The sequence below is a fragment of the Streptomyces sp. NPDC052020 genome (assembly GCF_040680575.1).
In the GTDB taxonomy this organism is placed as follows: Bacteria; Actinomycetota; Actinomycetes; order Streptomycetales; family Streptomycetaceae; genus Streptomyces.
Map to the genome: position 1 here is coordinate 42,358 of NZ_JBFAWY010000036.1, position 24,829 is coordinate 67,186.

20 protein-coding genes, 1 tRNA gene and 4 pseudogenes are annotated in these 24,829 nt (G+C 73.6%); 18 read left to right on the forward strand and 7 right to left on the reverse strand.

The genetic code is table 11. From position 1 onward, the window contains the following. The first annotated feature begins 3 nt into the window (after positions 1-3). From AB0L74_RS28420 to AB0L74_RS28430, 3 genes are all read left to right on the forward strand, one after another. The gene (locus tag AB0L74_RS28420) at positions 4-540 is read left to right on the forward strand and encodes an SRPBCC family protein (RefSeq protein ID WP_365658349.1); all 537 of its coding nucleotides are present in this window, start codon (positions 4-6) and stop codon (positions 538-540) included. A 176-nt stretch (positions 541-716) separates the two neighbouring features. Continuing rightward, positions 717-1,922 (forward strand): MFS transporter, encoded by a 1,206-nt coding sequence (locus AB0L74_RS28425; protein WP_365658352.1) that lies wholly within the window; start codon positions 717-719, stop codon positions 1,920-1,922. Positions 1,923-2,194: 272 nt separating this feature from the next. Beyond that, entirely contained in the window at positions 2,195-3,868 is a 1,674-nt protein-coding gene (locus AB0L74_RS28430; RefSeq protein WP_365658355.1) for a carboxylesterase family protein, read from the forward strand. 219 nt (positions 3,869-4,087) lie between these two features. On the opposite strand, the gene AB0L74_RS28435 is transcribed toward AB0L74_RS28430, so the two are convergent. Beyond that, on the reverse strand, positions 4,088-4,531 hold the full coding sequence (locus AB0L74_RS28435) for a MarR family winged helix-turn-helix transcriptional regulator (protein ID WP_365658358.1): 444 nt from the start codon (positions 4,529-4,531) through the stop codon (positions 4,088-4,090). Between the two features lie 158 nt (positions 4,532-4,689). Between AB0L74_RS28435 and AB0L74_RS28440 the strand changes: the two genes are divergently transcribed. From AB0L74_RS28440 to AB0L74_RS28450, 3 genes are all read left to right on the forward strand, one after another. After that, a complete protein-coding gene (locus AB0L74_RS28440) occupies positions 4,690-5,244 on the forward strand; it encodes a quercetin 2,3-dioxygenase (protein WP_365658361.1) in 555 nt (184 codons plus the stop codon). Positions 5,245-5,360: 116 nt separating this feature from the next. Beyond that, complete coding sequence (locus AB0L74_RS28445; RefSeq protein WP_365658364.1) at positions 5,361-6,341, forward strand: amidohydrolase family protein; 981 nt, start codon at positions 5,361-5,363, stop codon at positions 6,339-6,341. Between the two features lie 62 nt (positions 6,342-6,403). Then, the gene (locus AB0L74_RS28450) at positions 6,404-7,291 is read left to right on the forward strand and encodes an alpha/beta hydrolase (protein WP_365658367.1); all 888 of its coding nucleotides are present in this window, start codon (positions 6,404-6,406) and stop codon (positions 7,289-7,291) included. A gap of 68 nt (positions 7,292-7,359) precedes the next feature. Here the strand turns inward: AB0L74_RS28450 and iolD are convergent, their stop codons facing one another. The 3 genes from iolD to AB0L74_RS28465 are packed head-to-tail and all read right to left on the reverse strand — an operon-like array spanning position 7,360 to position 11,061. Beyond that, a complete protein-coding gene (gene iolD, locus AB0L74_RS28455; RefSeq protein WP_365658370.1) occupies positions 7,360-9,231 on the reverse strand; it encodes a 3D-(3,5/4)-trihydroxycyclohexane-1,2-dione acylhydrolase (decyclizing) in 1,872 nt (623 codons plus the stop codon). Continuing rightward, entirely contained in the window at positions 9,228-10,127 is a 900-nt protein-coding gene (gene iolB, locus AB0L74_RS28460; RefSeq protein ID WP_365658373.1) for a 5-deoxy-glucuronate isomerase, read from the reverse strand. Before iolB ends, iolD begins: the two co-directional genes overlap by 4 nt. A 46-nt stretch (positions 10,128-10,173) precedes the next feature. Further along, positions 10,174-11,061, reverse strand: coding sequence for a deoxyribose-phosphate aldolase (locus tag AB0L74_RS28465; protein ID WP_365658376.1), 888 nt, complete (start codon positions 11,059-11,061; stop codon positions 10,174-10,176). A gap of 423 nt (positions 11,062-11,484) precedes the next feature. Here AB0L74_RS28465 and AB0L74_RS28470 point away from each other — a divergent pair, with 423 nt between their 5' ends. Both AB0L74_RS28470 and AB0L74_RS28475 read left to right on the forward strand, forming a co-directional pair. Next, a complete protein-coding gene (locus tag AB0L74_RS28470) occupies positions 11,485-12,387 on the forward strand; it encodes a sugar phosphate isomerase/epimerase (protein ID WP_365658379.1) in 903 nt (300 codons plus the stop codon). A gap of 116 nt (positions 12,388-12,503) precedes the next feature. Further along, positions 12,504-12,917, forward strand: coding sequence for a VOC family protein (locus tag AB0L74_RS28475; protein ID WP_365658382.1), 414 nt, complete (start codon positions 12,504-12,506; stop codon positions 12,915-12,917). Between the two features lie 65 nt (positions 12,918-12,982). Here the strand turns inward: AB0L74_RS28475 and AB0L74_RS28480 are convergent, their stop codons facing one another. Beyond that, positions 12,983-14,143 carry a Gfo/Idh/MocA family oxidoreductase gene (locus AB0L74_RS28480; protein WP_365658385.1) on the reverse strand — a complete coding sequence of 387 codons (1,161 nt, stop codon included), beginning with the start codon at positions 14,141-14,143 and terminating at the stop codon, positions 12,983-12,985. Between the two features lie 149 nt (positions 14,144-14,292). Further along, positions 14,293-14,853, reverse strand: a complete 561-nt coding sequence (locus tag AB0L74_RS28485; RefSeq protein ID WP_365658388.1) for a GNAT family protein — start codon at positions 14,851-14,853, stop codon at positions 14,293-14,295. Between the two features lie 195 nt (positions 14,854-15,048). On the opposite strand from AB0L74_RS28485, the pseudogene AB0L74_RS28490 reads away from it, so the two are divergent. The 3 pseudogenes from AB0L74_RS28490 to AB0L74_RS28500 form a co-directional block, all read left to right on the forward strand. After that, positions 15,049-15,279: pseudogene (locus AB0L74_RS28490) on the forward strand (4-carboxy-4-hydroxy-2-oxoadipate aldolase/oxaloacetate decarboxylase); the annotation flags it as partial. After that, positions 15,276-15,858: pseudogene (locus AB0L74_RS28495) on the forward strand (PrpF domain-containing protein); the annotation flags it as partial. The pseudogenes AB0L74_RS28490 and AB0L74_RS28495, both read left to right, overlap by 4 nt. Position 15,859: 1 nt before the next feature. Then, positions 15,860-16,668, forward strand: a pseudogene (locus tag AB0L74_RS28500) (VOC family protein); the annotation flags it as partial. Positions 16,669-16,815: 147 nt separating this feature from the next. Here AB0L74_RS28500 and AB0L74_RS28505 read toward each other — a convergent pair. Then, on the reverse strand, positions 16,816-17,775 hold the full coding sequence (locus AB0L74_RS28505) for a bile acid:sodium symporter family protein (RefSeq protein WP_365658392.1): 960 nt from the start codon (positions 17,773-17,775) through the stop codon (positions 16,816-16,818). A 379-nt stretch (positions 17,776-18,154) separates the two neighbouring features. Here AB0L74_RS28505 and AB0L74_RS28510 point away from each other — a divergent pair. The 7 genes and pseudogenes from AB0L74_RS28510 (at position 18,155) to AB0L74_RS28540 (ending at position 24,731) form a co-directional block, all read left to right on the forward strand. Beyond that, positions 18,155-18,228, forward strand: a tRNA-Pro gene (locus AB0L74_RS28510). Between the two features lie 925 nt (positions 18,229-19,153). Further along, positions 19,154-19,909 carry a DUF5677 domain-containing protein gene (locus AB0L74_RS28515; protein WP_365658395.1) on the forward strand — a complete coding sequence of 252 codons (756 nt, stop codon included), beginning with the start codon at positions 19,154-19,156 and terminating at the stop codon, positions 19,907-19,909. Between the two features lie 722 nt (positions 19,910-20,631). Continuing rightward, on the forward strand, positions 20,632-22,089 hold the full coding sequence (locus AB0L74_RS28520; RefSeq protein WP_365658398.1) for a GAF domain-containing SpoIIE family protein phosphatase: 1,458 nt from the start codon (positions 20,632-20,634) through the stop codon (positions 22,087-22,089). A 5-nt stretch (positions 22,090-22,094) separates the two neighbouring features. Then, positions 22,095-22,463: an STAS domain-containing protein gene (locus tag AB0L74_RS28525; RefSeq protein WP_365658401.1), complete on the forward strand. Its 369-nt coding sequence runs from the start codon at positions 22,095-22,097 to the stop codon at positions 22,461-22,463. 163 nt (positions 22,464-22,626) lie between these two features. Beyond that, a pseudogene (locus tag AB0L74_RS28530) lies at positions 22,627-22,809 on the forward strand (hypothetical protein); the annotation flags it as partial. Positions 22,810-22,965: 156 nt separating this feature from the next. After that, a complete protein-coding gene (locus AB0L74_RS28535; RefSeq protein ID WP_365658404.1) occupies positions 22,966-23,775 on the forward strand; it encodes an MEDS domain-containing protein in 810 nt (269 codons plus the stop codon). After that, complete coding sequence (locus AB0L74_RS28540) at positions 23,772-24,731, forward strand: sensor histidine kinase (RefSeq protein WP_365658407.1); 960 nt, start codon at positions 23,772-23,774, stop codon at positions 24,729-24,731. Before AB0L74_RS28535 ends, AB0L74_RS28540 begins: the two co-directional genes overlap by 4 nt. Positions 24,732-24,829 lie beyond the last annotated feature (98 nt).

Consider the following 24,829-nt stretch of genomic DNA (forward strand, 5'->3'; position numbering starts at 1 on the left):
CTCATGACCAAGCAGAACGCGATCCACTGGCCCGAGGACCACCTGCCCGGCACCGGCGACAACTTCGTCTCCAACGAGGTGATCGTCCAGGGTGTCACCACCGCCCAGGTGTGGCGCTACCTCACCGACACCTCCACCTGGGAGTCGTACTACGGCAACATCGCCGGCATCTCCTTCCCGGAGGGCGGCGGCCCGGTGCTGGAGGACGGCACCGTCTTCAGCTTCGAGCCCGTCGGCTTCCCGTCCGTGCGCACCCAGCACGCCCGCGTCGTCGAGTTCCAGGACCCGGCGCCGGGCGTTCCGGGGCGGTTGTCCTGGACCGCCCGGCAGGACGGCCCGCCCGAGGAGCGGCTGGAGGTGCTGCACGCCTGGCTGGTCGAGGACCTGCCCGGCGGCCGGGTCCGCGTCCTCACCCAGGAGACGCAGACCGGCCGGCCCGCCGCCGAACTGGCCCGGCAGTCCCCCGACCCGATGCTCAACGGCCACCAGGCATGGCTGAACGGCCTGATCAAGGCCGCCTCCGGCGGGCTCACCGGCTGACACCGGCGCGCTGACCCGCGCGAACGGCGCCCGGCGGTCGACGGGGGCGAGGGCGGGGCGGCCGGCGCGCCCGCGCCCGAGCGCACCGCCGGTCCCCGGGAACCGGCCGCGGCCGCGTGACGGCGTACGGCGGCGGTCAGGCCGCGTGCCGCGGCGGGCGAGGTTACCGTCGGCCTATGGACGGTGACCTTCGAGGCTGGCGCCCGTGCCTGCTCGGCGGAGCGGTGTTCGCCGTGTGCATGGCCGGCACGACGCTGCCGACCCCCCTGTACGGCCTCTACCAGGAGAAGTTCGGCTTCTCCGAGCTCACGGTCACCGTCGTCTACGCGGTCTACGCCGTCGGGGTCATCGGGATGCTGCTGCTGGCCGGCAACGCCTCGGACGCCGTGGGCAGGCGACCGGTGCTGGGGTGGGGCCTGGGATTCGCGGCCGCCAGTGCCGCCTGCTTCCTCTGCGCCACCGCGCTGGGCTGGCTGTACGCGGGACGGCTGCTGTCGGGCCTGTCGGCCGGCCTGTTCACCGGGGCGGCCACGGCGTACGTGATGGAATCGGCCCCGCCCGGGGGCGCCTCGCGGGCCACCTTCGTGGCGACCGCCGCCAACATGGGCGGGCTGGGCTGCGGCCCGCTGCTCGCCGGGGTGCTCGCGCAGTACGCCGACTGGCCGCTGTACCTGCCGTTCGCCGTCCATCTCGCCCTCGTCGCCTGCTCGGCCGCCGTCCTGCTGCGGCTCGCGGAGACCGTGCGGCACCGGCGGCCGCTGAGCGAGGTACGGCCGCAACGCCCCGGCCTTCCGCCGCGGGTGCGGGCGGTCTTCGGACCGGCGGCGGCCGCCTCCTTCGTCGGGTTCGCCCTCTTCGGGGTCTTCACGTCGGTCAGCCCGTCCTTCCTCGCCCAGTCCCTGGACGCGCACAACCGCGCGGTGAGCGGACTGGTCGTGGCGCTGGCCTTCTTCGCCTCGACCGGCGGGCAGCTGGCCGTGGGCCGGGTGGGCGTGGACCGGTCGCTGCCCCTGGGCTGCGCCGCCCTCCTCGCCGGACTCGCGCTGCTGGCCGGCGCGCTGTGGTGGGATCTGCTGCCGCTGGTGGTGCTCAGCGCGATCGTCGGCGGGGCCGGGCAGGGGCTGGCGTTCCGCGGGGCGCTGTCCGCGGTGGCCGAGGCCGCCGGGGCGGAGCGGCGCGCGGCCGTGATCTCGACGCTGTTCGTGGTCGCCTACGTGGGTATCTCGGTACCGGTCATCGGTGTGGGGCTGCTGGCGGGGCCGATCGGCCTGGAGGGCGCCGGGCTGGTGTTCATCGCGTGCATGGCCGTGCTGGTGTCGGCCGCGGGGGTCTACCTGCTCCGGCGGCCGGTACCGGCGACGGAGCCCGGGGAGGTGCACTGATGCTCGGCGGCGGCCCCGCGGGCGGCGCGCCCGCCTCCGGGCCGCGCCCGCGCGCCGCCGGGGCGGACCCGTCCCGTCGCCCGCCCGCGCACGCCGGACGCGCGGCGGCGGCAGGACGGTCCGGGGTGCGAGGGCGCCGCACGCCCCGGGTGCCGGCCGGAAACGCCCGGAGGCCGCCCGGCCGGGCGTGCCGCGCCGGCACCCGCCTACGACCGGGACGCCTTCGGCGCACGCGCGCGCCGGGGCCAGTGCGCACGAGGAGGGCCTTCGGCGTGACCTCTCGCAGAATCCTCCGCCGGGCGGCCGTCGCGCTGATCTCGGTCCCGGCACTCGCCGCCCCGGCCCTGGTCCCCCGCGCGTCCACCGCGGCACCCGTCCCTGCGGCGGCCGAGGCCCGGGGCACCGCCGCGGCCGTCGCCGCCACCGGCGAGACGGTACGCACGGACGCGGGCCTGGTCCGCGGCGCCCGTTCGGGTCCCTACCGCGTCTTTCAGGGCATCCCCTACGCGGGAGCCCCCAAGGGACGGTACCGGTGGGCACCGCCCCGCCCGGTAACGCCGTGGAAGGGGGTCAGGGACGCCACCAAGCCCGGGCCGCCGTGCCCGCAGGTGCCCTCGCAGTACGCGCCGATCTCCAGCACGGAGGAGGACTGCCTGGTCCTGAACGTCACGGCCCCGCCCGTCGCGGACCGCCGGCGGGGCCTGCCCGTGCTCGTGTGGATCCACGGGGACGGCTCCGTGGGCGGGGGCTCGTTCTTCGACGGGCGCCGCCTGGCCGAGCGGGGCCTGGTGGTCGTCACCCCGAACTACCGCCTCGGCGTCTTCGGCGGCCTCGCCCTGCCGGGCCTCGAAGGGGCCGGCACCTTCGGCTTGCAGGACCAGCGGGCGGCCCTGGCCTGGGTGCGGAAGAACGCGAGGGCCTTCGGCGGCGACCCCGGCAACGTCACCGTCGCCGGGGTCTCGTTCGGCGCCTCCGCCATCGCCGGGCACCTGACGTCACCCGCGTCCAGGGGCCTGTTCCACCGGGCCGTCATGGCCAGCGGCGAGGCGCTGATGGACATGCCGGCCGGTGCCATGGGGCCGGGTGTGCCGGGATACCCGTGGTACGTCTGGCGCAGCGGGCGGGAGGTGGAGGACATCACCACCGAGATGACCGCGCCCCTCGGCTGTCCCCGCGACCGCCCGCAGCGCACGCTCGCCTGCCTGCGCGCGCTGCCGGTCAAGAGGATCCTGGGCGTGCCGCACATCATGAACGCCTTCCAGGTGTTCGGATACGGCAACGCCACCCTGCCCGAACTGCCGCCCGATGCCCTGCGCGCCGGACGGTTCCACCGCGTGCCGGTCCTGTCGGGCGCGACCCGGGACGAGCACCGCACGTTCGTCGGGATGCTCTACGACGCGGTGGGCAAACCCTTCACCGAGGCCGACTACGACCGCGCCCTGCGCACCGCGTTCGGCGAGTCGGCCGGGCGGGTACGGGCCGAGTACCCCACGACCGCCTTCCCGTCCCCCGGACTGGCCTGGGCCGCGGTGATCACCGACCGGATGTGGGCGCGCGGCACCCGGGCGCAGCACGACGCCCTGGCGCGCCACGTACCGGTGTACGCGTACGAGTTCGCCGACCGTGACGCGCCGATGTTCCTGCCGCTGCCGGGCGCGTTCGACTTCGGCGCCTTCCACGCGGGCGACATCCCGTACCTCTTCGAGGACCCGGCGGCCGAGCCGCTGTTCACCCCGGCGCAGCGCCGTCTGTCGGCCACGATGACCGCCTACTGGGCGGCGTTCGCCCGCACCGGTGCTCCCCGGGGCACCGGGCTGCCCGCCTGGCACCCCTACCGCCCGGGACCGGCCGGCCGCGCGTACACGCAGTCGCTGGCGCCGCAGCGGATCGGGCCCGTCGACTACTTCTGTGAACACAACCTCGGCTTCTGGAGCCGCATGCCCTGACCGCCCGGCCATGACCCGGGCCGCGCCGCGGGGCGCTTGCCGGCCGGCGGCACGTCCGGACAGACGCCGGTGGCGCGGGTGCGTGGTCCGGCGCGGGCGGTCGGCCCCCGCTCGCTCCGCGGGCCGCCCGGCCCGGCGGTCAGGGGCCGGGGGGTGCGGAACGCGCCGCCGCGACGGCGGCCGGGCCGCGGTGCCGGGAACGCGGCAGGTCCGCCCCGCTCAGGGCGCCTCCACCACGGGCGGTTCCCCGCGCGGCAGCGCCAGCGCGTGGCGCAGCGCGGCGGCGGCCTCGGTGCCGATGCGGTCGGCGAGGGCGCCCTCGATGACGGTGAGGGTGGCCTGCGCGCGGCGGTGCACCCGGGCGCCCTCCGCCGTGATGCGTATCAGCCGGTTGCGCGCCGAGGCGGGGTCGGGGACCTGCTCCAGCAGGCCGAGGGCGAGCAGGCCGCGCACGGCCTGGTGGGCCGTCTGCCGGGTGACGCCGAGGCGGCGCGCCAGCTCGGCCACCGTGGTGCCCTCCGCGTCCAGGAAGGCGAACACCTGGCCCTGGGCGCTGGTCAGCGGCTGCTCGCCGGCCGCCAGCATGCTGGCCGTGAGCGCGTCGTCGAACCAGCGCTTGGCGCCGGCCAGCAGCAGGGGCAGGTTGGGTGCGGATTCGGTCATGGCTCCTCGGGTTCCTCGCATCACGAGCATACGGGCGGCTCCTGAGCGGTTCGCCGGGCTGCCGTTCCGGCCGAGGGGTTGCCTCGCGTTGATCGTCAGGTAGCCTGACATCCATCAACGGTCAGGTTACCTGACATGGCAATCCGTCGGAGGCTCTCATGACCATCGAATTCGCCCGGCGCTCCCACTCCCACATCCCCGCCGAACCGGGCAAGCCGTACTTCATCGACAAGGGGCTCGGGGACCGCGCCCATCTCTTCACCGACCTGGTGACCGTCTACGCGGGCGGCCCGCAGACCGAGAACACCTTCAACTTCTTCACCGTCGAGGGTCCCAAGGGCGACATCATCCCGGCCCACTCGCACCCGAACACGTACGAGGTCTTCTACGTCACGCAGGGCGCCGTCCGGCTGTTCGTCGAGGACCTGGAGGGCGAGCAGCAGGAGAAGCTGCTGACCTCCGGCGACTTCGGCTTCGTCCCGAAGAACTGCCCGCACGCCTACCGCATCGAGCGCCACCACAGCCAGGTCGTCGGCGTCGCAGCCGGCCCCGGCGGCACCTTCGAGCGGTTCTTCGAGACCCTCGGCACCCCCACCGAGGAACTCGGCCTGCCGCAGCAGCCGTACGTGCCCGACCCGCAGAAGTTCGCCACCGTGCCGCAGCGGTACGACGTGACCTTCCTGCCCGACCACCAGTGGCGCACGCAGGGCTGAACCGGCGCCGAGCCCGCAGGGCCCTGCCCGGCAGGGCCCTCGCCGGCGCGCCGCCGCCCGGCCGCGCCGCCGCCCCCGCCACCGACGCGGACCACGCTCCCCGAGGAAGGAACCCCATGACCGTGCCCGAGACACCCGGCTTCGTCGACGTCCACGCCCACTTCGTCACCGACTCCTACGTCCGGCAGGCGCGGGCCGCCGGCCATGAGCTGCCGGACGGCGTGCCCGCCTGGCCCGACTGGTCCGCGGCGGCGCACCTGGAGCTGATGGACCGCAACGGCATCGGCACCTCGTTCCTGTCCGTTTCGTCACCCGGCGTGCACTTCGGCGACGACGCCGCGGCCCGGCGCCTGGCCCGCGAGGTGAACGAGGACGCCGCCCGCGTCGCGGCCGACCACCCCGGCCGCTTCGGCTTCTTCGCCTCGCTGCCGCTGCCCGACGTGGACGGCGCCCTCGCGGAGATCGCGTACGCCTTCGACGAGCTGGGCGCGGACGGCGTGGTGCTGGAGACCAACACCCACGGCGTGTACCTGGGCGACGAGCGCCTGGAGCCCGTCTTCGCGGAACTCGGCCGCCGCCGCGCCGTCGTCTTCCTGCACCCCACCTCGCCCGTCTGCTGGGAGCGGTCGGCCCTCGGACGGCCGCGCCCGATGGTCGAGTTCGTCTTCGACACCGCCCGCACCGTCACCGACCTGCTCATGGCGGGCACCCTCGAACGCCACCCGGGCCTGGAGGTGATCGTCCCGCACTGCGGCGGCGCCCTGCCGGTGCTCGCCGACCGCATCAACGGCTTCATGAAGCTCTTCCTGGCACAGGAGCAAGGCGCCGCCCCCGACGCGGTGGAGCAACTGCGCCGCCTCCACTACGACATGGCCGGTCCCGCCTTCCCGCGTCAGGTGCCCGCCCTGCTCGGCCTCGTCGACCCCGACCGGCTGCTGTACGGCAGCGACTACTGCTGGACCCCGGAGCACGGTGTCGACGCCCACATCGCCGCCGTCACCGCCGCCCCGGTGCCGGTGGAGGGCGCCAGCTGGCAGTCCCTGACCACGGCCAACGCCCGCCGGCTGCTGCCGCGCCGCCTCGCCCGCCGACCCTGAGCCCAGAACGTTGAGCAGAGCTCCGAGCCCAGAGCTCCGAGCCCGAGCCCCGAGGAGCCTTCGTGCCCCCGCACCCCGACCTCGCCGCGTTCCTCGCCCCGCCCGACCCGGCCGTCCTTCCGCTGCCGCCGGCCGCACACCCCACCGAGGGGGTACGGCTGCTGCGGGCCGTCCCCTACGCCGTCCGGGACGGCAGCCGCCCCCTGGAGCTCGACCTGTGGCTGCCCGAGGAGCCGGCCGGCGGCCCGCTGCCCGTGCTCGTCTTCGTCCACGGCGGCGCCTGGCGCACCGGGCTGCGCGACGACCCGGGCCCGCGCCTGCGCGCCTGGCGGCCGCATCCCTTCGCCCGCCTGGCCCGGGCCGGGTTCGCCGTCGTCTGTCCCGACTACCGGCTCAGCGGCGAGGCCGTCTTCCCCGCCCAGCTGGACGACCTCACCCGGATGCTGGACTGGCTGGGTGCCCGGGGCGCCGAGCTCGGGCTGGCCGCCGACCGGGTGGTCGCCTGGGGCGAGTCGGCGGGCGGGCACCTCGCCGCCCTCCTCGCCCTGACCGCGGGCCCGGCCATCCGCGGCTGCGTCGTGTGGTACGGCGCCGGAGACCTCGCCGCCGCGCCGCCGCACACCCCGGAGGCGGCGCTGATCGGGGCCCCGGCCGCCGACGCCCCCGAACGGGCCCGCGCCGCGAGCCCCGTCGCCCGGGTCACCGCCGGCGCGCCCCCCTTCCTGATCCTGCACGGCACGCGGGACACCGTCATACCCGCCGCCCAGGGCCGGGCCCTGGCCTCGGCGCTGCGCGAGGCGGGCGCCGAGGCGGACTTCCGGCCCGTCCCCGGGGCCGACCACCTCTGGATCGGGGCGGCGGAGGAGGACGTGGCGGGCTGCTTCACCGCGACCCTGGAGTTCGCGCGCTCGGCGGTGTCGCCGCGTGCCATGGCGGACACCGTGAGGTAGCGGGACGCTGGTGCCCGGGACGGTCACGCTCCGGCGGGCCCCGCCCCCTCGCGGGCCGTCCGCGTCCCTCACAGGTGGCGGCGGCGGGCGGCGGCCTGCTCGTCGTACCGTGCGCGCGCCGCCGCGGCGGCCTCGCGGCCGGACACCTCGGCGACCGGCACGTCCCACCACGCCTGCGCCCCGGGAGCGGTCGGCGCCGGGTCGGTCTCCACGTAGACACAGGTGGGACGGTCGGCGGCGCGGGCCGCGGCCAGCGCCTCGCCCAGCTCCCGCACGGTCTTGGCGCGCAGCACCTCCATGCCGAGGCTGGCGGCGTTGGCGGCCAGGTCGACGGGGAGCGGGGCGCCGGTGAAGCCGCCGTCGGCGGCGCGGTGCCGGTAGGCGGTGCCGAACCGCTCGGCGCCCACCGCCTGCGACAGGCCGCCGATGGAGGCGTAGCCGTGGTTCTGGATCAGGACCAGCTTCACCGGCAGGTTCTCCTGCACGGCGGTGACGATCTCGGTCGGCATCATCAGGTAGGTGCCGTCGCCCACCAGCGCCCACACGGGGGTGCCGGGGGCGGCCTGCTGGACGCCGAGCGCGGCCGGGATCTCGTAGCCCATGCAGGAGTAGCCGTACTCCAGGTGGTACTGGCGCCGGGACCGGGCCCGCCACAGTTTGTGCAGGTCGCCGGGGAGCGAACCGGCCGCGTTGATCACCACGTCCTCCTCTCCCACGACCGCGTCGAGGGCGCCGAGCACCTGGGTCTGCGTCGGTACGGCGCTGTCGTCGGCGGCCCGGCAGGCGACCTCGGTTACCCGCTCCCAGCGTTCCTTGCCGGCGCGGTACTCCGCCTCGTAGGAGGGGTCCACCCGGTGGCCCGCGAGCGCGCCGGCCAGCGCCGTGAGCCCCGCCCGCGCGTCGCAGACCAGGGTGCGCGCGCCGAGCTTGTGGGCGTCGAAGGCCGTGATGTTGAGGTTGAGGAAGCGGACCTCCGGGTGCTGGAAGAGGGTGCCGGAGGCGGTGGTGAAGTCGGTGAAGCGGGTGCCGACGCCGATCACCAGGTCGGCGGTGCGGGCCAGGCCGTCGCTGACGGCGGTGCCGGTGTGGCCGATGCCGCCGAGGTCGGCGGGGTGGTCGTGGCGCAGCGCGCCCTTGCCGGCCTGGGTGACGGCGACCGGGATGCCGGTGGCGTCGGCCAGCGCCTTCAGCGCGTCCTCGGCCCGGCTGTGGTGGACGCCGCCGCCCGCGACGATCAGCGGGCGCCGCGCGGCCCGGACCGCCCGGACGGCCTCGGCCAGCTCCGCCGGGTCGGGCGCGGGCCGCCGTACCGGCCAGACGCGCTCGGCGAAGAACCGCTCCGGCCAGTCGTACGCCTCCGCCTGCACGTCCTGGGGGAGCGCGAGGGTGACGGCGCCGGTCTCCACGGGATCGGAGAGCACCCGCATGGCGTTGAGCGCGGAGGGGATCAGCGCCTCGGGACGGGTGATCCGGTCGAAGAAGCGGGAGACCGGGCGCAGGGTGTCGTTGACCGACACGTCCGCCTCCGCCGGGTGTTCGAGCTGCTGGAGCAGCGGATCGCAGGGGCGGGCGGCGAAGGCGTCGCCGGGAAGCAGCAGCACCGGCAGCCGGTTGATGGTGGCGAGGGCGGCGCCGGTGACGAGGTTGGTGGCGCCCGGGCCGATGGACGTCGTCACGGCCTGGGCGGAGAGGCGGTCGAGGTGGCGGGCGTAACCGACGGCCGCGTGCACCATGGCCTGCTCGTTGCGGCCCTGGTGGTACGGCAGGGCCTCGCCGTGCTCGACGAGCGCCTGCCCGATCCCGGCCACGTTGCCGTGGCCGAAGATGCCCCACATGCCGGCGATCAGGCGGTGCCGTACGCCGTCCCGCTCGGTGTACTGGGCGGACAGGAACCGCACCAGGGCCTGGGCGGTGGTCAGTCGGCGGGTGGGAGCGCTCATACGGACCTCTCGGGTGCGGTGTAGAGGGGCAGGCGGGGGTCGACCGGCCGCTCCGGCCAGGCGGCGCGGATCCAGGCGTGGTCCGGGTGGTCGCGGATCAGCCAGGCCCGCTCGGGGTCCGGGCCCGCCATGACGTTGAGGTAGTACATGTGGTGGCCGGGCACCGCCATCGACGGCCCGTGCCAGCCGTCGGGGATCAGCACGGCGTCCCCGTCGCGCACCTCGGCCAGGACGTCGGTGCCACGGCCCCGCCCCGACGGCGACACCCGCTGGTAGCCGAGGCCGGGAACGCCCTCGTGGCCGGCGAACTGGAAGTAGTAGATCTCCTCCAGGACGGACTCCTCGCCGGGCCGGTGCTCGTCGTGCTTGTGCGGCGGGAAGGACGACCAGTTGCCGCCCGGGGTGAGCACCTCCACCGCGATCAGCCGGTCGCAGGCGAAGACGTCCGCCGCGCCGAAGTTGTTGACCTGGCGGGAGCAGGCGCCGGTGCCGCGCAGTTCCACCGGGACGGACGCGGCCGGGCCGTAGCGGGCGGGCAGGCGGCGGGTGCAGCGGGCGCCGGCGAGCGCGAACCGTCCGCCGCCCGGGGAGCCGACCGTGGCGCGGGCGTCGCGCGGGACGTAGGCGAAGTCGCTGACGGCGCTGAACACGTCGGCACGACCGGTGAGTTCGAAGGTGTCGCGGCCGAAGTCGTCGGTGGCGGTGACGGTGCAGCCGCCGCTCAGGGGCAGGACGATCCACTCGCTGTCGCCGGTGGCGAAGGTGTGCGTGCCGCCGGGCGGCAGGTCCAGGACGCGCAGGCCGCAGTAGCCCCAGCCGGCCGTCTCGGGGCCGATGTCCACGGCGTACGGGCCGGCCGCCGCCCGGCCGGCGGGAAGGTGGTACGGGCTGGTCATCGGTGCCTCCTGGTCACGGCGGGCTGGTCCGTCGCTGCGGGGTGGGTCACAGCAGGCCGACGGCCGTGTCGACCGCCTCTTCCACAGTGCCCCCGGCCGGGTAGAGCAGCGAGCGGCCGGCGACCAGGCCCCGTACGGTGGGCAGCCGCAGGGCCTTGCGCCAGCGCTCGTAGGCGGCGTCCTGGCCGCCGCCCGCGTCCCCGGCGTCACCGCCGAGCAGGACGGCGGGCAGGGTGGAGGTCTCCAGGACCTCCGCCATATCGTCGGGGTCGTGGGTGACGGGCAGCTTCAGCCAGGTGTAGGCGGAGGTGCCGCCCAGGCCGGAGGCTATGGCGATGGAGCGGGTGACGGCCTCGGCGGACAGGTCGGTGCGGACCCGGCCCTCGATCCGGCGGCACAGGAAGGGCTCGACGAACACCGGCAGCCGGCGGGCGGCCATCGCGTCGACGGCGCGGGCGGCGGACTCCAGCGTGGCCAGCGAGCCGGGGTCGTCGTAGTCGATGCGCAGCAGCAGCTTGCCCGCGTCGAAGCGGAGCCGGGCGATGTCCTCGGCGCGGTGGCCGGTGAACCGGTCGTCCAGCTCGAAGGCGGAGCCGGCCAGGCCGCCGCGGTTCATCGAGCCCATGACGACCTTGCCGTCCAGGACGCCGAGCAGCAGCAGGTCCTCCAGGACGTCGGCGGTGGCCAGCACGCCGTCGACGCCGGGGCGCGACAGCGCGACGCACAGGCGTTCCAGCAGGTCGGTCCGGTTGGCCATGGCCAGGCGCCGGTCGCCGACGGCGAGGGCGCCGCGCGCGGGATGGTCGGCGGCCACGATCATCAGGCGGCCCCCGTCGCCGATCAGCGGGCGGCGCGCCCGGCGCCAGGCCGCCTCGGCGACCGCCTCCGGGTGCCGGGCTCTGACCGAGGTCAGGTCGGGGATGCTGATGCTCACGACAGGCTCCGTTCGGTGAGGGGCTCACGTCGGCGGCGCGGGGAGGCGGGCCGGCCGGTGGGGGCCGCGCGCCGGAGGCATTCCCCCGCCAGGGGTACGGGGGGACCGGACGGGGTAGGGATGGACTCCCGTCACGGCCCGGCGCCGGCGGGACGGCGGGCGGGGCTGACGGGGCCATGCGCGACGCTCCTCACGGGCTGGGCGGGGCCTGCCGCCTCCCAGGTGTAGGCCGCGGGGACGGCCCTGTCAAGTATTTGTACGGACATTCGGACCTGGATCGGGCAGTGATGTCTTGACAAACTAGGGACAGCGGACGTGCTGAGGACGTGTATCCACCCAGCGCACCAGCCGTTCCCCGCGGCCCGCCGCCCCCGGTCCCGCCGCGCGGGATGCCGGGCGCCCCGCCGGAAGGAAGGACCCGAGATGCCCGCAGCCCTCGACCGCATCCGCGTCGGCTCCGCCCCCGACTCCTGGGGCGTCTGGTTCCCCGACGACCCCGGGCAGGTGCCCTGGGAACGCTTCCTCGACGAGGTCGCCGAAGCCGGCTACGCCTGGATCGAGCTCGGCCCCTACGGCTACCTGCCGACCGATCCCGCCCGGCTCACCGACGAGGTGAGCCGGCGCGGCCTGCGGGTGTCGGCGGGCACGGTCTTCGCCGGCCTGCACCGCGGCCCGGCCGTCTGGGACAGCGTCTGGGAGCAGGTCGCCCGGGTCGCGGCGCTCACCCAGGCGATGGGCGCCGGCCACCTCGTCGTCATCCCGACCTTCTGGCGCGACGACAAGACCGCCGAACTCCTGGAGCCGCCGGAGCTGACGCGCGAGCAGTGGTCCCATCTGACCCGGGGCATGGAGCGGCTCGGCCACCGGGTCAGGGAGAGCCACGGACTGGACATCGTCGTCCACCCGCACGCCGACACCCACCTGGACACCGAGGAGCACGTCGAACGCTTCCTCGACTCCACCGACCCCGGCCTGGTCCGTCTCTGCCTGGACACCGGCCACTACGCCTACTGCGGCGGCGACAGCGTCAAGCTGATCGAGACCTACGGCGAACGCATCGGCTACCTGCACCTCAAACAGGTCGACCCCGAGATCCTCGCCGAGGTGCGGGCCCACGGCATCCCGTTCGGACCGGCCGTGCGGCGCGGGGTGATGTGCGAACCGCCCTCCGGGGTGCCGGACCTGGCCCCGGTCCTGGCCGCCGCCCAGAACCTGGGCGTGGACCTCTTCGCCATCGTCGAGCAGGACATGTATCCCTGCCCGCCGGACAGGCCCCTGCCCATCGCGGTGCGCACCCGCAGGTTCCTGCGTTCCTGCGGCGCCTGAGGGGAGCCGGGCGGCGCGCGCGGGACCACCGTGCCGCCCCGCTCGACAGGCCGTCGCCCGCGCCCCGCGCTAGCGTGCTCAGCACTGACCCTTCGTCCCGTTTGCGGGAGGTTGTCATGGCGGTGCGCCTCAATCCGTACCTGGGCTTCGACGGCGACGCCCGGCAGGCGATGGAGTTCTACCGGGAGGTCTTCGGCGGCACCCTGACGCTCAGCACCTACGGAGAGCTCGGGCAGCCGGACGACCCGGACGCCGACAAGATCATGCACGGCATGCTGGAGACCCCCGACGGCCTCACCCTGATGGGCGCCGACGTTCCGCCCGGCACCGCGCACACGCCGGGAAACGCCTACTCGGTGAGCCTCAGCGGCGACGACGCCGCCGCACTGCGCGGCTACTGGGAGAAGCTGTCGGCCGGCGGCTCGGTGGCCGTACCGCTGGAGCAGCAGATCTGGGGAGACGTCTTCGGCATGTGCACCGACCGCTTCGGCACCCCCTGGATGGTCGACATCACCGAACCGGCGGCCTGACCGGCCGCCGCGCGCGAACGGGGCCCCGCCCCGGCGCGCGTCCGCGTACGGATGGGCGCCCCCGCCTACGGCTCCGCCACCGTGACCCACGTACCGCACCGCGCCGACCGCGCCATCGCCTCCACCACGACCGCGCTGCGCACGGCGTCCCCGAGGGTCGCCCCGTGCGGGGTCCCCTCGGCGACGGAGCGCAGAAAGCGGTACGCCTCGATGACCTTGAGGTCGTCGAAGCCCATGGCGTTGGCGGCCCCCGGCTGGAAGGCGGCGAACTCGCCGTGCCCGGGGCCGACGAACACCGTGCTGACCGGCTGGTCCTGATAGGCCGTGCCGCGGCAGACGCCCAGTTCGTTCATCCGGCGGAAGTCCCAGGACACCGCGCCGCGGGTGCCGTGCGCCTCGAAGCCGTAGGCGTTCTGCTCGCCGACCGAGACCCGGCTGGCCTCCAGCACGCCCCGTGCGCCGCCGGCGAAGCGGAGCAGGCAGCCGACGTAGTCCTCGTTCTCCACCCGGCCGGGCGCGCCCCCCGGGGCCCGGGCGTGGCCGGCGGTGGCCGCCGACGGACGCGCCCGCTCGGGCACGAAGACCGCCGTGTCGGCGAACACGGCCGTGACGGGGCCGAGCAGGAACCGGGCCAGGTCGGCGCCGTGCGAGGCCAGGTCGCCGAGCACCCCGCTGCCGCCGCGCTCACGCTCGTACCGCCAGGTCAGGGCGGATTCCGGGTGCGCGGCGTAGTCGCTGAAAAGACGGATGCGCACATGCGTCACGGCGCCGATCTCCCCGGCCGCGATGAGGTCCCGGGCCGTCTCGACCGCGGGCGCGGCCCGGTAGTTGAAGCCGACGGCGCCCTGGACGCCGGCCCGCGCGGCCGCGTCCGCCACCGCGCGGGCGTCCTCCACGGTCAGGCCCACCGGTTTCTCGACCCAGAGGTGCTTTCCGGCCTCGGCCATCGTCACACCGATCTCGCGGTGCAGGAAGTTCGGGGCGGTGACGCTGACCGCCCGCACCCGCGGATCGGCGGCCACCTCACGCCAGTCGCGGGTCGCCGTGGCGAACCCGAACTGCGCGGCGGCCTCCTCGGCCCGCCCCGGCACCTCCTCGGCGACGGTCACCAGCTCCGGGCGCAGGGGCAGCAACGGGTAGTGGTGCCGGACCCGGGCGTAGGCCCGGGCGTGCACCCGGCCCATCCAGCCGAACCCGACGACGGCGACACCGAGCGCGTCCACCATGAGAGCCCACCTCCGGACCGGTCCACCTGCCATCCCGCCCACCCTGGGCGCGGCCCGCCGCCCAGTCAACGACGCCGCTCCGGAATCCCCCAGGGGACGTCCCAAGGCGTGCGCGTGCCGAAGTGTGCCGCGGGCGGGGGGACCGGCCCTCAGGAACCGTGTCCGGCCGCCCGCCACTCCGGGGCGAGCACCGACCAGATCTCGATGTCCTGCCGCCTGCCCCGGTACAGGTGGCTCTCCCGCAGTACACCGTCCTTGCGCATCCCGAGCCGCCGGGCCACGGCGATGCTCGCCTGGTTCGCCGCCGCGACCTGCCACTCCACGCGGTGGACACCCCGCTCGCGCACGGCCCAGTCGATCAGGACGCGCGCCGCCCGCGTCACCAGCCCCCGGCCCACCGCCGACGGCTCCAGCCAGCAGCCCGCCTCGGCCGTGCCCTGGGCGAGGTCCATCGTGCGGAAGAGGACCCCGCCGACCAGTTTGCCGTCCGTCCAGATGCCGTGGATCCGCCCGGTGTCGGACGCCGCCTTCTCCGCGTACGACCGGAGGAAGGCCCGGCTCGCCTCCAGGTCGGTGACGGCGTCCGGCAGGGCGATGTACTGCCCGATGAACTCCCGCCCCCGGTCGATGTGGGCCAGGAACTCCTCGGCCCGCCACGGTTCCAGCGGGCGCAGCTCCGCGCCGTCGTCCCCCAGGGATATCGCGTACATGATCACCCTCCACGTCGTCGAAACGGGTGCGGACCGCCGGGTGATTTTCTCACGGGGCAGTCGGCCGACCGCCGCCCGCCCCGGGGAGGGCCGGCCGCACAAGACCGTGGCCGAGGCGTACATGCGCCCCTAACCGCAGGTCACCAAGGAGCCGGGGTGAGCGGCGTGATCGTCACCGGGCCGCCGAAGGCCGACCCCGGCGGCGTCATCCTCGCCGACGACGGTGTGGTGGCCGTCCCCCGTGAGCGGGCCCGGCAAGCGGCCGAGGCGTCCGAGGCCCGGGAGCGCGAGGAGGCCGGCACCCGCGCCGCCTTCCTCGAAGGCCAACTCGGCCTGGACCGCTACGGGTTACGGGAGAAGTTCGCGGAACTGGGCGTGACGTACCAGTCCTGGGAGACGTACGCCAGCGACGGGGGGCGGTCGTGACCGGGCCCGCTCAGGTGCGCCGCATGCTCATGCGCGGCGGCACCTCCAAGCGCGCCTGCTCCCTGGCCGGGGACCTGCCCGCCCACCCGGCCGCCCGCGACGACCTGCTGCTGCGGATCACGGGCAGCCCCGACCCGCGCCAGATCGACGGCCTGGGCGGTGCGCACCCGCTGACCAAGGTGGCGGTGGTCTCCGCCTCGGCCGACCCCGAGGCCGACGTCGACTATCCGTACCTCCAAGTCTCCGTCGACCGGCCGGAGATGACCGATCGTCAGCACTGCGCGACACCCTCGCCGGCGTCGGCACCTTCGCCGTCGAACGCGGCCTGGTGACCGCCAAAGACGGCGAGACCTCCGTACGCATCCGCATGCGCAACACCGGGGGACGCGCCGTCGCGACCTTCCCCCCCGGCGGTCGCGTCGACTGCACCGGCTCCGCGGGGATATCGGGCGTGCCGGCACGGCCGCCCCGGTCGTCATCGGGTTCCCGCCCGGCAGCGGCCCCCTGCTGCCCACCGGAAAGGCCCGGGACACCGTCGCCGGGACGGAGGTGACCCGCGTCGGCAACGGGATGCCGACCCCGCACCTACGACGACTACGAACACCACAGCCTGGTCCTCACCGCTCGCGCCCAGCCCGGCCTCGGCCGGCTCCGCCCTGCGCACCTCCAGCGCGGAGGCCCTCCAGCGCCGCGTGAGGGCCCTGGAGGAGGCGGGCCGCGCGGGCAGGTGGGCCGAGGACGAGCCGGGCATCGGCAAGCTCTGCGTCACCACCGACCCCGACGGGCGCGAACACGCCCTGTACTGGGCGAGCGAGCACTACCGAGCACCCGACGAACTGCGGCCCGGGCTGAAGAACCAGCCGCAGGCCAAGCCCAACCGCGGCGGGGAGTGCGCCGCCTGGACCACGTCAACTTCCTCGCCGCCGACGTGCTCGCCGACGCCGAGTTCCGGCAACACCTCCTGGGCGCCCGGCCGACCGAGCAGATCCGGCTGGACAGCGGGAAGATCGCCGCCCGCTGGCTGACCTTCACCGACAAGTCGTACGACCTCGTCCACACCGAGGACTGGACCGGCACCTCGGACCGCCTGCACCACATCGCCTTCGCGGCCGGCACCCGCGAGGACATCCTGCGCGCGACGCCGACCTCGCCATCGACACCGGCGTGTTCATCGAGACCGGCCCGCACAAGCACGCCATCCAGCAGACGTTCTTCCTGTACGTCTACGAGCCGGGCGGCAGCCGCATCGAGTTGCGCAACCCGCTGACGCGGCTGGTGCCGGCCCCCGGCTGGCCGCTGATCACCTGGACCGAGGCCGAGAAGGCCAAGGGCCAGGCGTGGGGCCTGAAGACCAGCGAGTCCTTCCACACCCACGGCACGCCGCCGGTGGCCTGGCGGCGGCCGCGAACGGGGGCGGGCCGCGCACGCCGGATCGCCCGGCCCCGGGCTCCGACGGGTGTGAGGGCGGCCGCACCGGGCTCCCGGGAGCCGGGAGCCCGGAGCCGGGAGTTGCCCGGCTCCGGTTCCGCGTCCCGGTCAGCGCCCCCGGCGGGACAGCCAGGCGGCCGCCAGGGCGCCGCAGATGTTGTGCCAGACGGAGAACACCGCGGCCGGCAGCGCCGCCAGCGGGCTGAAGTGGGCGGTGGCCAGCGAGGCCGCGAGCCCGGAGTTCTGCATGCCCACCTCGAAGGCCATGGCCCGGCTCGCCGGTTCGCCGAGCCGGGCGACACGCCCCGCGCCGTACCCCAGCGCCAGGCCCAGGCCGTTGTGCAGCACCACGGCGACGAACACCAGCGCGGCGGCCGACTTGATGGCGTCGGCGCTGCCCGCCACGACCACGGCCACGATCACGGCGATCGTCAGCGCGGACAGCCAGGGCAGCACCGGCAGCGCCCGCCCCACCCACCGGCCCGCGACGAGCCGTACGACGAGACCCGCGAGCACCGGCAGCAGTACCGTCTTGAGGATGTCGGTGACCATGGAACCGGCGTCGACCGGCAGGTACTCACCGGCCAGCAGCAGCGTCAGCGGCGGGGTGACCAGCGGCGCGAGGAGCGTGGAGACGGTGGCCACGGAGACGGACAGGGCGACGTCACCACGCGCCAGATACGTCACCACGTTGGAGGCGGTACCGCTGGGGGCGCAGCCGACGAGGATCACCCCGGCGGCGAGCTGCGGCGGGAGCTGGAGCAGATGGGCGACGGCCCAGCCCAGGCCCGGCATGATGACGTAGTGCGCGACCAGCCCGAGCGCCACCGCCCAGGGCCGCTGGGCGACTCCGCGGAAGTCCTGCGGGGTCATGGTGATGCCCATGCAGAACATCACGACACCCAGGAGGTAGGGCACTGCCTCGCGGCCGCCGGTGAAGCTCCCCGGCAGCAGCAGACCCAGGACGCCGGCCGCGAGGACGAGGATCGGGAAGACGGTGACGGCGCGCCGCGCGGAGCGGTCGCCGGAGCCGTCGTTGCCACGGTGTTCGACTTGTTCGGTTCGCACCGTGCGAGGAAACGCCTGGTCAGGGGCGCGACGCAAGGCCGTCTCGCGATGCGATCACCGGGCTGGCCGCGCCGGTGCCCGACAAGGAGCGCCCCTTTCTGGGACGCCCGCGGGTACGGCCGCGCCGCCCCGGCGCCGACCGGCCGCGACCGCGACCGCCGTCACCGACCCGGGCCGGGAGGGAGCGGGGTGGAACGCCGGCCGCTCGGCGCTGTCCCCGAGGCCGCGCCACACCTGCGCGCGACGGGCACGCCCCCTTCGGCCCGGTACGGTTCCGGCCCCGGAGGGTAGGCGCGGCCGGCGCCGTACCCGCAGGTCATCCGCATGAGGTAGGCTTTGACCTGCGTTGATCACGCGGTTCGCCGCACGGGTCGCGCATCGGGACGTGGCGCAGCTTGGTAGCGCACTTGACTGGGGGTCAAGGGGTCGCAGGTTCAAATCCTGTCGTCCCGACTCGTGAGAGTCACGGGTCAGGGCCGGTTTCGGAGGTATCCGGAACCGGCCCTTGATCGTTTTGGGGACCCGCTGGGACCAGCTCTGCTTGACCGGCGTCAGCGGATGATGACGATCGGGCTCGGGGGTGAGCGCGGGGCTCGGACCACGCTGCGATGCCCGGAGGCGGCGGCGCGGGTGTTCGTAGCCGAGCTGGGTGACGACGTCGCCCCAATGAGCCGCGTCGTGCAGGACGGCGGTGGCGACGCGTCCGCCGTGCCGGCCGGTGGACAGGCGGGCGTCGGGGCCGGGGCCGGCGGACAGGAGGCGCTGGGCGACGAGGGGGCGGATCTCCTCGATGACGGGGACCTTGCGGGCGGGGACCTTGCGGGCCCGAGCCCCAGAGGCGGCTGGAGCCCTTCAGCCCGTCCGCCGCGACAGGGGTCGACTGACGCCGGCTCCCGGCTCCGTCTCATCCGCCCAGGGCGGGTTCGCGCCGGGGACGGAGCATGTCAGGGCGGCGACGTGGGCGGCGAACGAGCAGGCGTCGGTGACGTCGTCGAAAGAAGTCGTGTAGTTCGGCCCGGGTCGAGATAGGCGAATTATCCTTGTTCTCTGCGCGGTACATCCGTTCCGTGCGGGGTGGGTACGAGTGCCGAGGCTTTGGCCGGCGGTCTGTATGCGCTGGGAGCCGGGTCGGCCGCGGGCTTGCCGCCGTATCGGGGCAGGGCAGCCTGCCCCGATAGGCTCGGCTGGCGCATGACCGGCAGGGTCTCCATGCGATCCCCTACCTCGATCATCAGTTTGCTGGTTCGGGGCATGTGTGTGCCTCCAGCGTCACGCGAGTGGCCAGGAGGGGAGTGGCCAGGAGGGTCAACGACCCCATTCCTCGACCGCTCTCGGAAACCTCGTAGCGGCGGCGGCGTCGGTTCGCGATGATGACGCGGTGACTGAACCTGCCCCGAGGGATGGCCTGATCCGTCTCGAAAACCTGATCTCCAGCGATCTTCACAAGCGCGTCGACCCTATGAACCGAGCGGCAGTCATCGGCTGGGGACTCTTCTTCAACGTGGCGCATCAGGTCTGTGCGATCCTGACCCTGCACACGGCCGACGCGTGTGGGGTGGCATCGCCTAACCGGCGAAGCGCACTCGAGTACGCGATCACACTGCGGTGGTGTGTCGATCAAGGCGACCGGATAGGTGACATCTACAACCGTAAGCTCCGCGGCGATCAGATCCAGCTCGCGAAGGCTCTGAAGGCGGACGGGACAAAGGATCGCTACAAGGACGCTTACAAGGTCATGGCGGAGACCGTTGAGGTGGTCAACAAGACCATCCCTGCAGATCCGAACGAACGTCTGGCGAAGATCGAAACCCTGATCAATGGCTACGGCCTGACCAACATGTGGAGCTTCTACACGGTCGAGTCCCGCTTCACGCACCCGACGCTCACCGGCGCCCAAATGTTCTTCCGTGACACGGGCAAGGGGGCCTTCGAGGTCAGCCAGAAGCCGATCCACGAGGAGATGGTGCAGTGCCCCCTGTACTGCCTGTGGATCTTCCACTTCGCCATGCTGGCATTCAACGAGGTGCTTCGCGACAAGCCGTGGACGACCGAGCTTGAGCAGGTAGCCAGGGAGTATGGCCTCTCGACGGTGCTCCCGCAGTGGAAAGGCCCCGGCGACTTGCACGGGCAGTGAGCCGGTAAGCCCCGTAGCGTCTCCGGGTTCACCCCCAGATCGGCGCGATCTGCCTGATCGTCGCCTCGGACCGCGACTCATACAGTGCGACCACGTCCACCTTGAAATCCGGCGGATGGTCTTCATGACCACGACACGTCCATCCCTCGGGCCCTCAAGATCCACTATCTCGGGTGCCCAAGGTCAGGAGTGAAGGCCCACGTTCCGCTCTCCCCGGAGTCGACGCCGTCGCCCGGCACGTCGCCGAGCACGGCCCCGCCGCCCGCCGTCAGGGTTGATTGCGGCGGCCTGCGGCATGTTCCGGAATATTCCGGTTGGCCTGCTGTCCTGATTCCACTTTCGAGCGAGAAGGTTTCTGACGGCGAAACCGGGGCCTCTGTCCGCTCGCGGCGAACGTTTTGGATCTCACTCCGGGAAAGGGCCGTTTCCGGGAATCGCTGTGTGTGCAGTTTTGGCCTCCTCTCGGGCGTGTGAAGGTTCATGCGCAGATGAGCGGCAAGTCCTGTCGCCTGTTCGATGCCCGTATGTGGGGCAGGAGCGGGCTGGGTGGAGACCTGGCCCGGTGCCGGCGTCCAGCTTCAGGGCAGTGCCGCGCATCGGCGGTGTTGGTGATCCTGTGAGGTATCCGGCACTCGATGGCCCTCGCACGCTTGTTCCGCTTAGTGTTGCGGCTGGTCCGCGCCGCGCCCGGCGGCCGTGGAGATCAAGGAGGTGGAAGGCCGATGCCCGAGCAGGCCTCGGCATCCGAGAACGGCGTTCCTGGCAAGCGCCTGCACTTGGTGCCCGACGAGGTGATCGAGGCCCGCCGGATGGACGCGGTGCGCCGCTACGACATCCTCGACACCCCGCCCGACGGCGCGTTCGACCGGGTCGCTGCGCTGGCAGCCCGCCTGTTCGACGTGCCGGTGGCGACGGTGACGATCGTGGACGAGGACCGGATCTGGTTCAAGGCCGCGTACGGCCTGGACGGGGTCAGTGAGATCGGCCGGGACCCGGGCCTGTGCGGCTCCGCGGTCCTGCGGGACGATGCGCTGGTGATCCCCGACACTCTGCTCGACGAGGTCGCCCGCGGCAACCCGCTGGTCACCGGACCGCTCGGCGTGCGTTTCTACGCCGCCGCGCCGATCACCACGACGGACGGGCACAAGCTGGGCACGGTCAACGTTCTGGACACCAGGCCCCGCTCCATCACCTCCGAGGAGACGGCCACCCTGACCGATCTGGCGGCGATCGTGATGGACGAGATGGAGCTGCGCCTGTCCGCGCTGCGCACCGTGCGCGAGGAACAGCGCGCCGCCGAGGCAGAGCGGGCCGCCCGCGAGCAGGCGGAGAAGGACAAGGCGGCGATCGCCTCCTTCGCCTCCACGCTGCAGCGCACTCTGCTGCCGCCGACGCTGCCGACGGTGCCCGGCCTGGAACTGGCCTGCCACTACCACACCGCGTCCGTGCACGACGTGGGCGGCGACTTCTACGACGTCTTCCCCCTGCCCGAGGGGAAGTGGGCGTTCTTCCTGGGCGATGTGTGCGGCAAGGGCGCCGAGGCCGCCACCATCACCTCCCTGGCCCGCCACACCCTGCGGGCCGCAGCCCAGCACACGGACGACCCCGTCGCAGTACTGGAGGCACTGAACGGCGCCCTGCTGGCCGACGTGTGGGCGGGCAGCCGGTTCTGCACCGCCTTCTTCGCCACCCTCACCCCCGATGCGGCCGGGGGCTTCACCGTGGAACTGGCCACCGGCGGACACCCCCCGGCCTACCGCCTGAGCCCCGCCCCGTCCGCGGCAGGCGGCCCGGGTATGCGGGTGGAAGCGGTCCGTCCCGAGGGCGGCATGCTCATCGGGGCCTTCCCCGACGCCCGCTTCGCCTCCACCACCCTCCACCTCGGCCCCGGCCAGGCCCTGCTGCTCTACACCGACGGCCTGACCGAAGCACACACCAGCGCCGATACCATGCTCGGTGAGGACGGCCTGACGGCGTTCCTCACCGCTCGCCCCGCCCCGTGCGACGCGGCACAGTTGGTCGAGGACACCGTCGATCTGCTCGAAGCCCTGCCCCAGGGCGCCAGTGACGACATCGCCCTGCTGGCCCTGTCCGTCCCCACCCCCGACGAGGCCGCTGCCGCGACGGGAGCCGGATCCACCGCCCACACCACCGCCGCGCCCGCCGGCGAGGAGCACTGACCGCCGTGACCGACGACATCGAGCTGAACCTGACCGCCACTCCCGGTCCCGCAGCGGTCGCCACCGTCACCGGCGAGATCGACCTGCACACCGCACCCTCCTTGCGCACCCGCGCGCTGGAGCTGATCAACCAGGGACACCAGCACCTCATCCTCGATCTGTCCGGTGTGGGCTTCTGCGACTCCGCCGGCCTCGGCGCGCTGATCGGCATCTGGCACGGCGCCCAGGACGCCGGCGGCTCCCTGACCCTGGCGGCCATCCCCGACCGGCTGATGCGCATGCTCACCCTCACCGGAGTGGACAGCCTCCTGCCCCACTACCCGACCACCGCCGACGCGCTCACCGCCCGCCGGGGCGCCCCCGACACGGCCTGAACGCTGTCAGCCCCCGCCCGGCCGCCGACAGCGCTGGGTAGGCGGCTGCTCCGCCCTGCCCGCAGCACCTGGGGGCGGTCAGGGGGTGGCCCTCACCGGCTCCAGCCGTAGGAGTCGTCGTTCGCCCATGGGGTGTCCCGGTCGTCGCTGAGGAGGTCGTTCAAGCGCACTGTTCGCACGCGCCGACCGGCTGGAGCTGGTGGCCACTCCTCTCCCCGCGCCCGTGCTGACGATCTCGGGACTGACCGATCTCACCACCGCCCACGGTCTGGAGCGGGCGCCGGCACCCTTGCCGGCGCCCACGAGGCGCGCGGGCAGCGGACAGGCCGGCCGGTGGCCGGGGTGAGGTCGGGCGGAAAGAGGGAGGAGAGGCAGCGACACCCGCTTCATGTGTTTCCATGGGGAGGGTCATGTGCGGAAAGTAGGGGCGGGCAGCGTGGTGAGAATGCCGGAAGCGGCCGTCTCCTCTGATCGGGAGCCGAAGGCGGGACGTCACTCGAGCGTGGTTTTCGCCGACGACCAGGAGTGGGCCGGCCACCTCTGCGCCTTCGTCCGCGGCGGACTCCAGCAGGGCGAGGAGATCAAGTACTTCGCGGACACCACGAACCCCGAGCGGGTACTGCGTGCCCTCACCGACGCGGGAATCGACGCGATGGCCGCCGTGAGACGCGGGCAGCTGTCCGTGTCGACTGCGACACAGACGTATCTCGCCGGTACCGGCTTCGATCCGGACGCGATGATCGGGCTGTGGCACGACGCGGTGGAGGCGGCTGTGGCCCGGGGATACGGCGGGCTGCGAGCGATCGGTGAGATGTCCTGGGGCGCCCGCGACATACCCGGCGCCGACCGGCTCCTGGAGTATGAGCTGCGCATCCACCACGAGGTCTTCGAGCGGCTGCCCCTGACGGCGTGGTGCTTCTACGACCGGCGACTGCTGTCCGACGACTGCGTGGACGTCCTTGCCGGTGCCCATCTGACGAGCCGGGGCGATCCTGTCGGTGGGCCGGTGCTGCGGGTGGCGCCGCTGGCTGACCGCCCCGGTCTGCGGATGTCCGGATCAGCCGGGTACGACACGCGGGATGTCGTCGCCGCCGCGGCTGCCGCCGTCAGGGGTATGCCGCCACAACGGGTGGAACTGGACCTCGCGGATCTGCGTCACCTGGACGCCGCTTCGCTGGCCACCCTGGCCGACGCGGCTGCCGGCCGTCCGGCCGATACACCGCTGGGTGTCCGGCAGGCCCCGCCTTCCCTTCGGCGGCTGCTGGGCTTGTTCCCCGAGTTCGGCTCCGTGGTGGAGGTCCTCGACCGATGACGACGAACTCGCTCGTGGGCCACGGCCCCGACCGGCAGATCCCCTTCTTCCACCCCGCCCTGTTCTACAACACCGAGAACGAGTACCTCGACGGCGTCGGGAACTTCGTTCAAGGCGCCCTGGACGATGAACGAGCCGTGCTGGTGGCCGTGCCCGGCTCACGTCTGAAGCTGCTGAAGGACGTCTTCGGCGGCGATCACGAGCACATCACATGGGTGGACATGACCGGGGCGGGACGCAACCCGGGGCGCATCCTGTCGATGCTTCAGGAGTTCGCCGATCGCCCGGGGAACGGACTCAAGCCGGTATCGATCGTGGGGGAGCCCATCTGGGTCGGGCGCACCCCGGCGGAGAGCTGGGAGGCTACGCGTCACGAGGCGTTGATCAACCTGGCCTTCGAGGGGCACAGCCTCAGCATTCTGTGTCCCTACGACACTGCCCTGCCCGAGGACGTTCTGGCACAGGCGCACCGTACCCATCCGGTCGTCGGCGACTCGGTGGCCTACCGCGCCAGTTCCGATTACACCGATCCGCACGAGGTCTGCCGCGACTGCGACATCCCGCTGCCCGAGCCGCAAGACGCGGTCATCGTCACGTTCGGCGGGGAGAACCTGGCGCGGGTGCGCGACGAGGCCGACCGCTGGGCGGCGACCGCCGGCCTGCCACCGGAACGCCGCACGGACTGGCTCCTCGCCATCGGCGAGGCGACCAGCAACTCGGTGCGCCACGGAGGAGGCCACGGCCGCCTGAGCATGTGGCGAGCCGACGGCGAACTCGTCGCGGAGATCAGCGACCGCGGCCGAATGGCCGATCCCCTGATTGGCCGCCGCCGCCCCGACCCGTACGCGCCGACCGGCGGACGGGGCGTGTGGATCATGCACCAGCTCTGTGATCTGGTCGAGATCCGGGCGGCGACGCAGGGGCTCGTCCTGCGTCTGCACATGGGCCTGAAGTGAAGATGCCCTCGGTTCCGCGGGGCGTGGCCGGGGGGCCGGGCGGTGTCACTTCGTCGCTCCCTGCGCGAAGCCGTTGTAGATGTAGCGCTGGAGGAAGA

What these genes read in the sequence shown, in the direction of transcription:
- AB0L74_RS28485 (WP_365658388.1), bottom strand. Translation starts at nt 14,853, where the DNA reads ATGTACGCGATATCCCTGGGGGACGACGGCGCGGAGCTGCGCCCGCTG.
- AB0L74_RS28475 (WP_365658382.1), top strand. Translation starts at nt 12,504, where the DNA reads ATGGCGGTGCGCCTCAATCCGTACCTGGGCTTCGACGGCGACGCCCGG.
- AB0L74_RS28540 (WP_365658407.1), top strand. Translation starts at nt 23,772, where the DNA reads ATGACGACGAACTCGCTCGTGGGCCACGGCCCCGACCGGCAGATCCCC.
- AB0L74_RS28440 (WP_365658361.1), top strand. Translation starts at nt 4,690, where the DNA reads ATGACCATCGAATTCGCCCGGCGCTCCCACTCCCACATCCCCGCCGAA.
- AB0L74_RS28520 (WP_365658398.1), top strand. Translation starts at nt 20,632, where the DNA reads ATGCCCGAGCAGGCCTCGGCATCCGAGAACGGCGTTCCTGGCAAGCGC.
- AB0L74_RS28480 (WP_365658385.1), bottom strand. Translation starts at nt 14,143, where the DNA reads ATGGTGGACGCGCTCGGTGTCGCCGTCGTCGGGTTCGGCTGGATGGGC.
- AB0L74_RS28435 (WP_365658358.1), bottom strand. Translation starts at nt 4,531, where the DNA reads ATGACCGAATCCGCACCCAACCTGCCCCTGCTGCTGGCCGGCGCCAAG.
- AB0L74_RS28420 (WP_365658349.1), top strand. Translation starts at nt 4, where the DNA reads ATGACCAAGCAGAACGCGATCCACTGGCCCGAGGACCACCTGCCCGGC.
- AB0L74_RS28425 (WP_365658352.1), top strand. Translation starts at nt 717, where the DNA reads ATGGACGGTGACCTTCGAGGCTGGCGCCCGTGCCTGCTCGGCGGAGCG.
- AB0L74_RS28445 (WP_365658364.1), top strand. Translation starts at nt 5,361, where the DNA reads ATGACCGTGCCCGAGACACCCGGCTTCGTCGACGTCCACGCCCACTTC.
- iolD (WP_365658370.1), bottom strand. Translation starts at nt 9,231, where the DNA reads ATGAGCGCTCCCACCCGCCGACTGACCACCGCCCAGGCCCTGGTGCGG.
- AB0L74_RS28470 (WP_365658379.1), top strand. Translation starts at nt 11,485, where the DNA reads ATGCCCGCAGCCCTCGACCGCATCCGCGTCGGCTCCGCCCCCGACTCC.
- iolB (WP_365658373.1), bottom strand. Translation starts at nt 10,127, where the DNA reads ATGACCAGCCCGTACCACCTTCCCGCCGGCCGGGCGGCGGCCGGCCCG.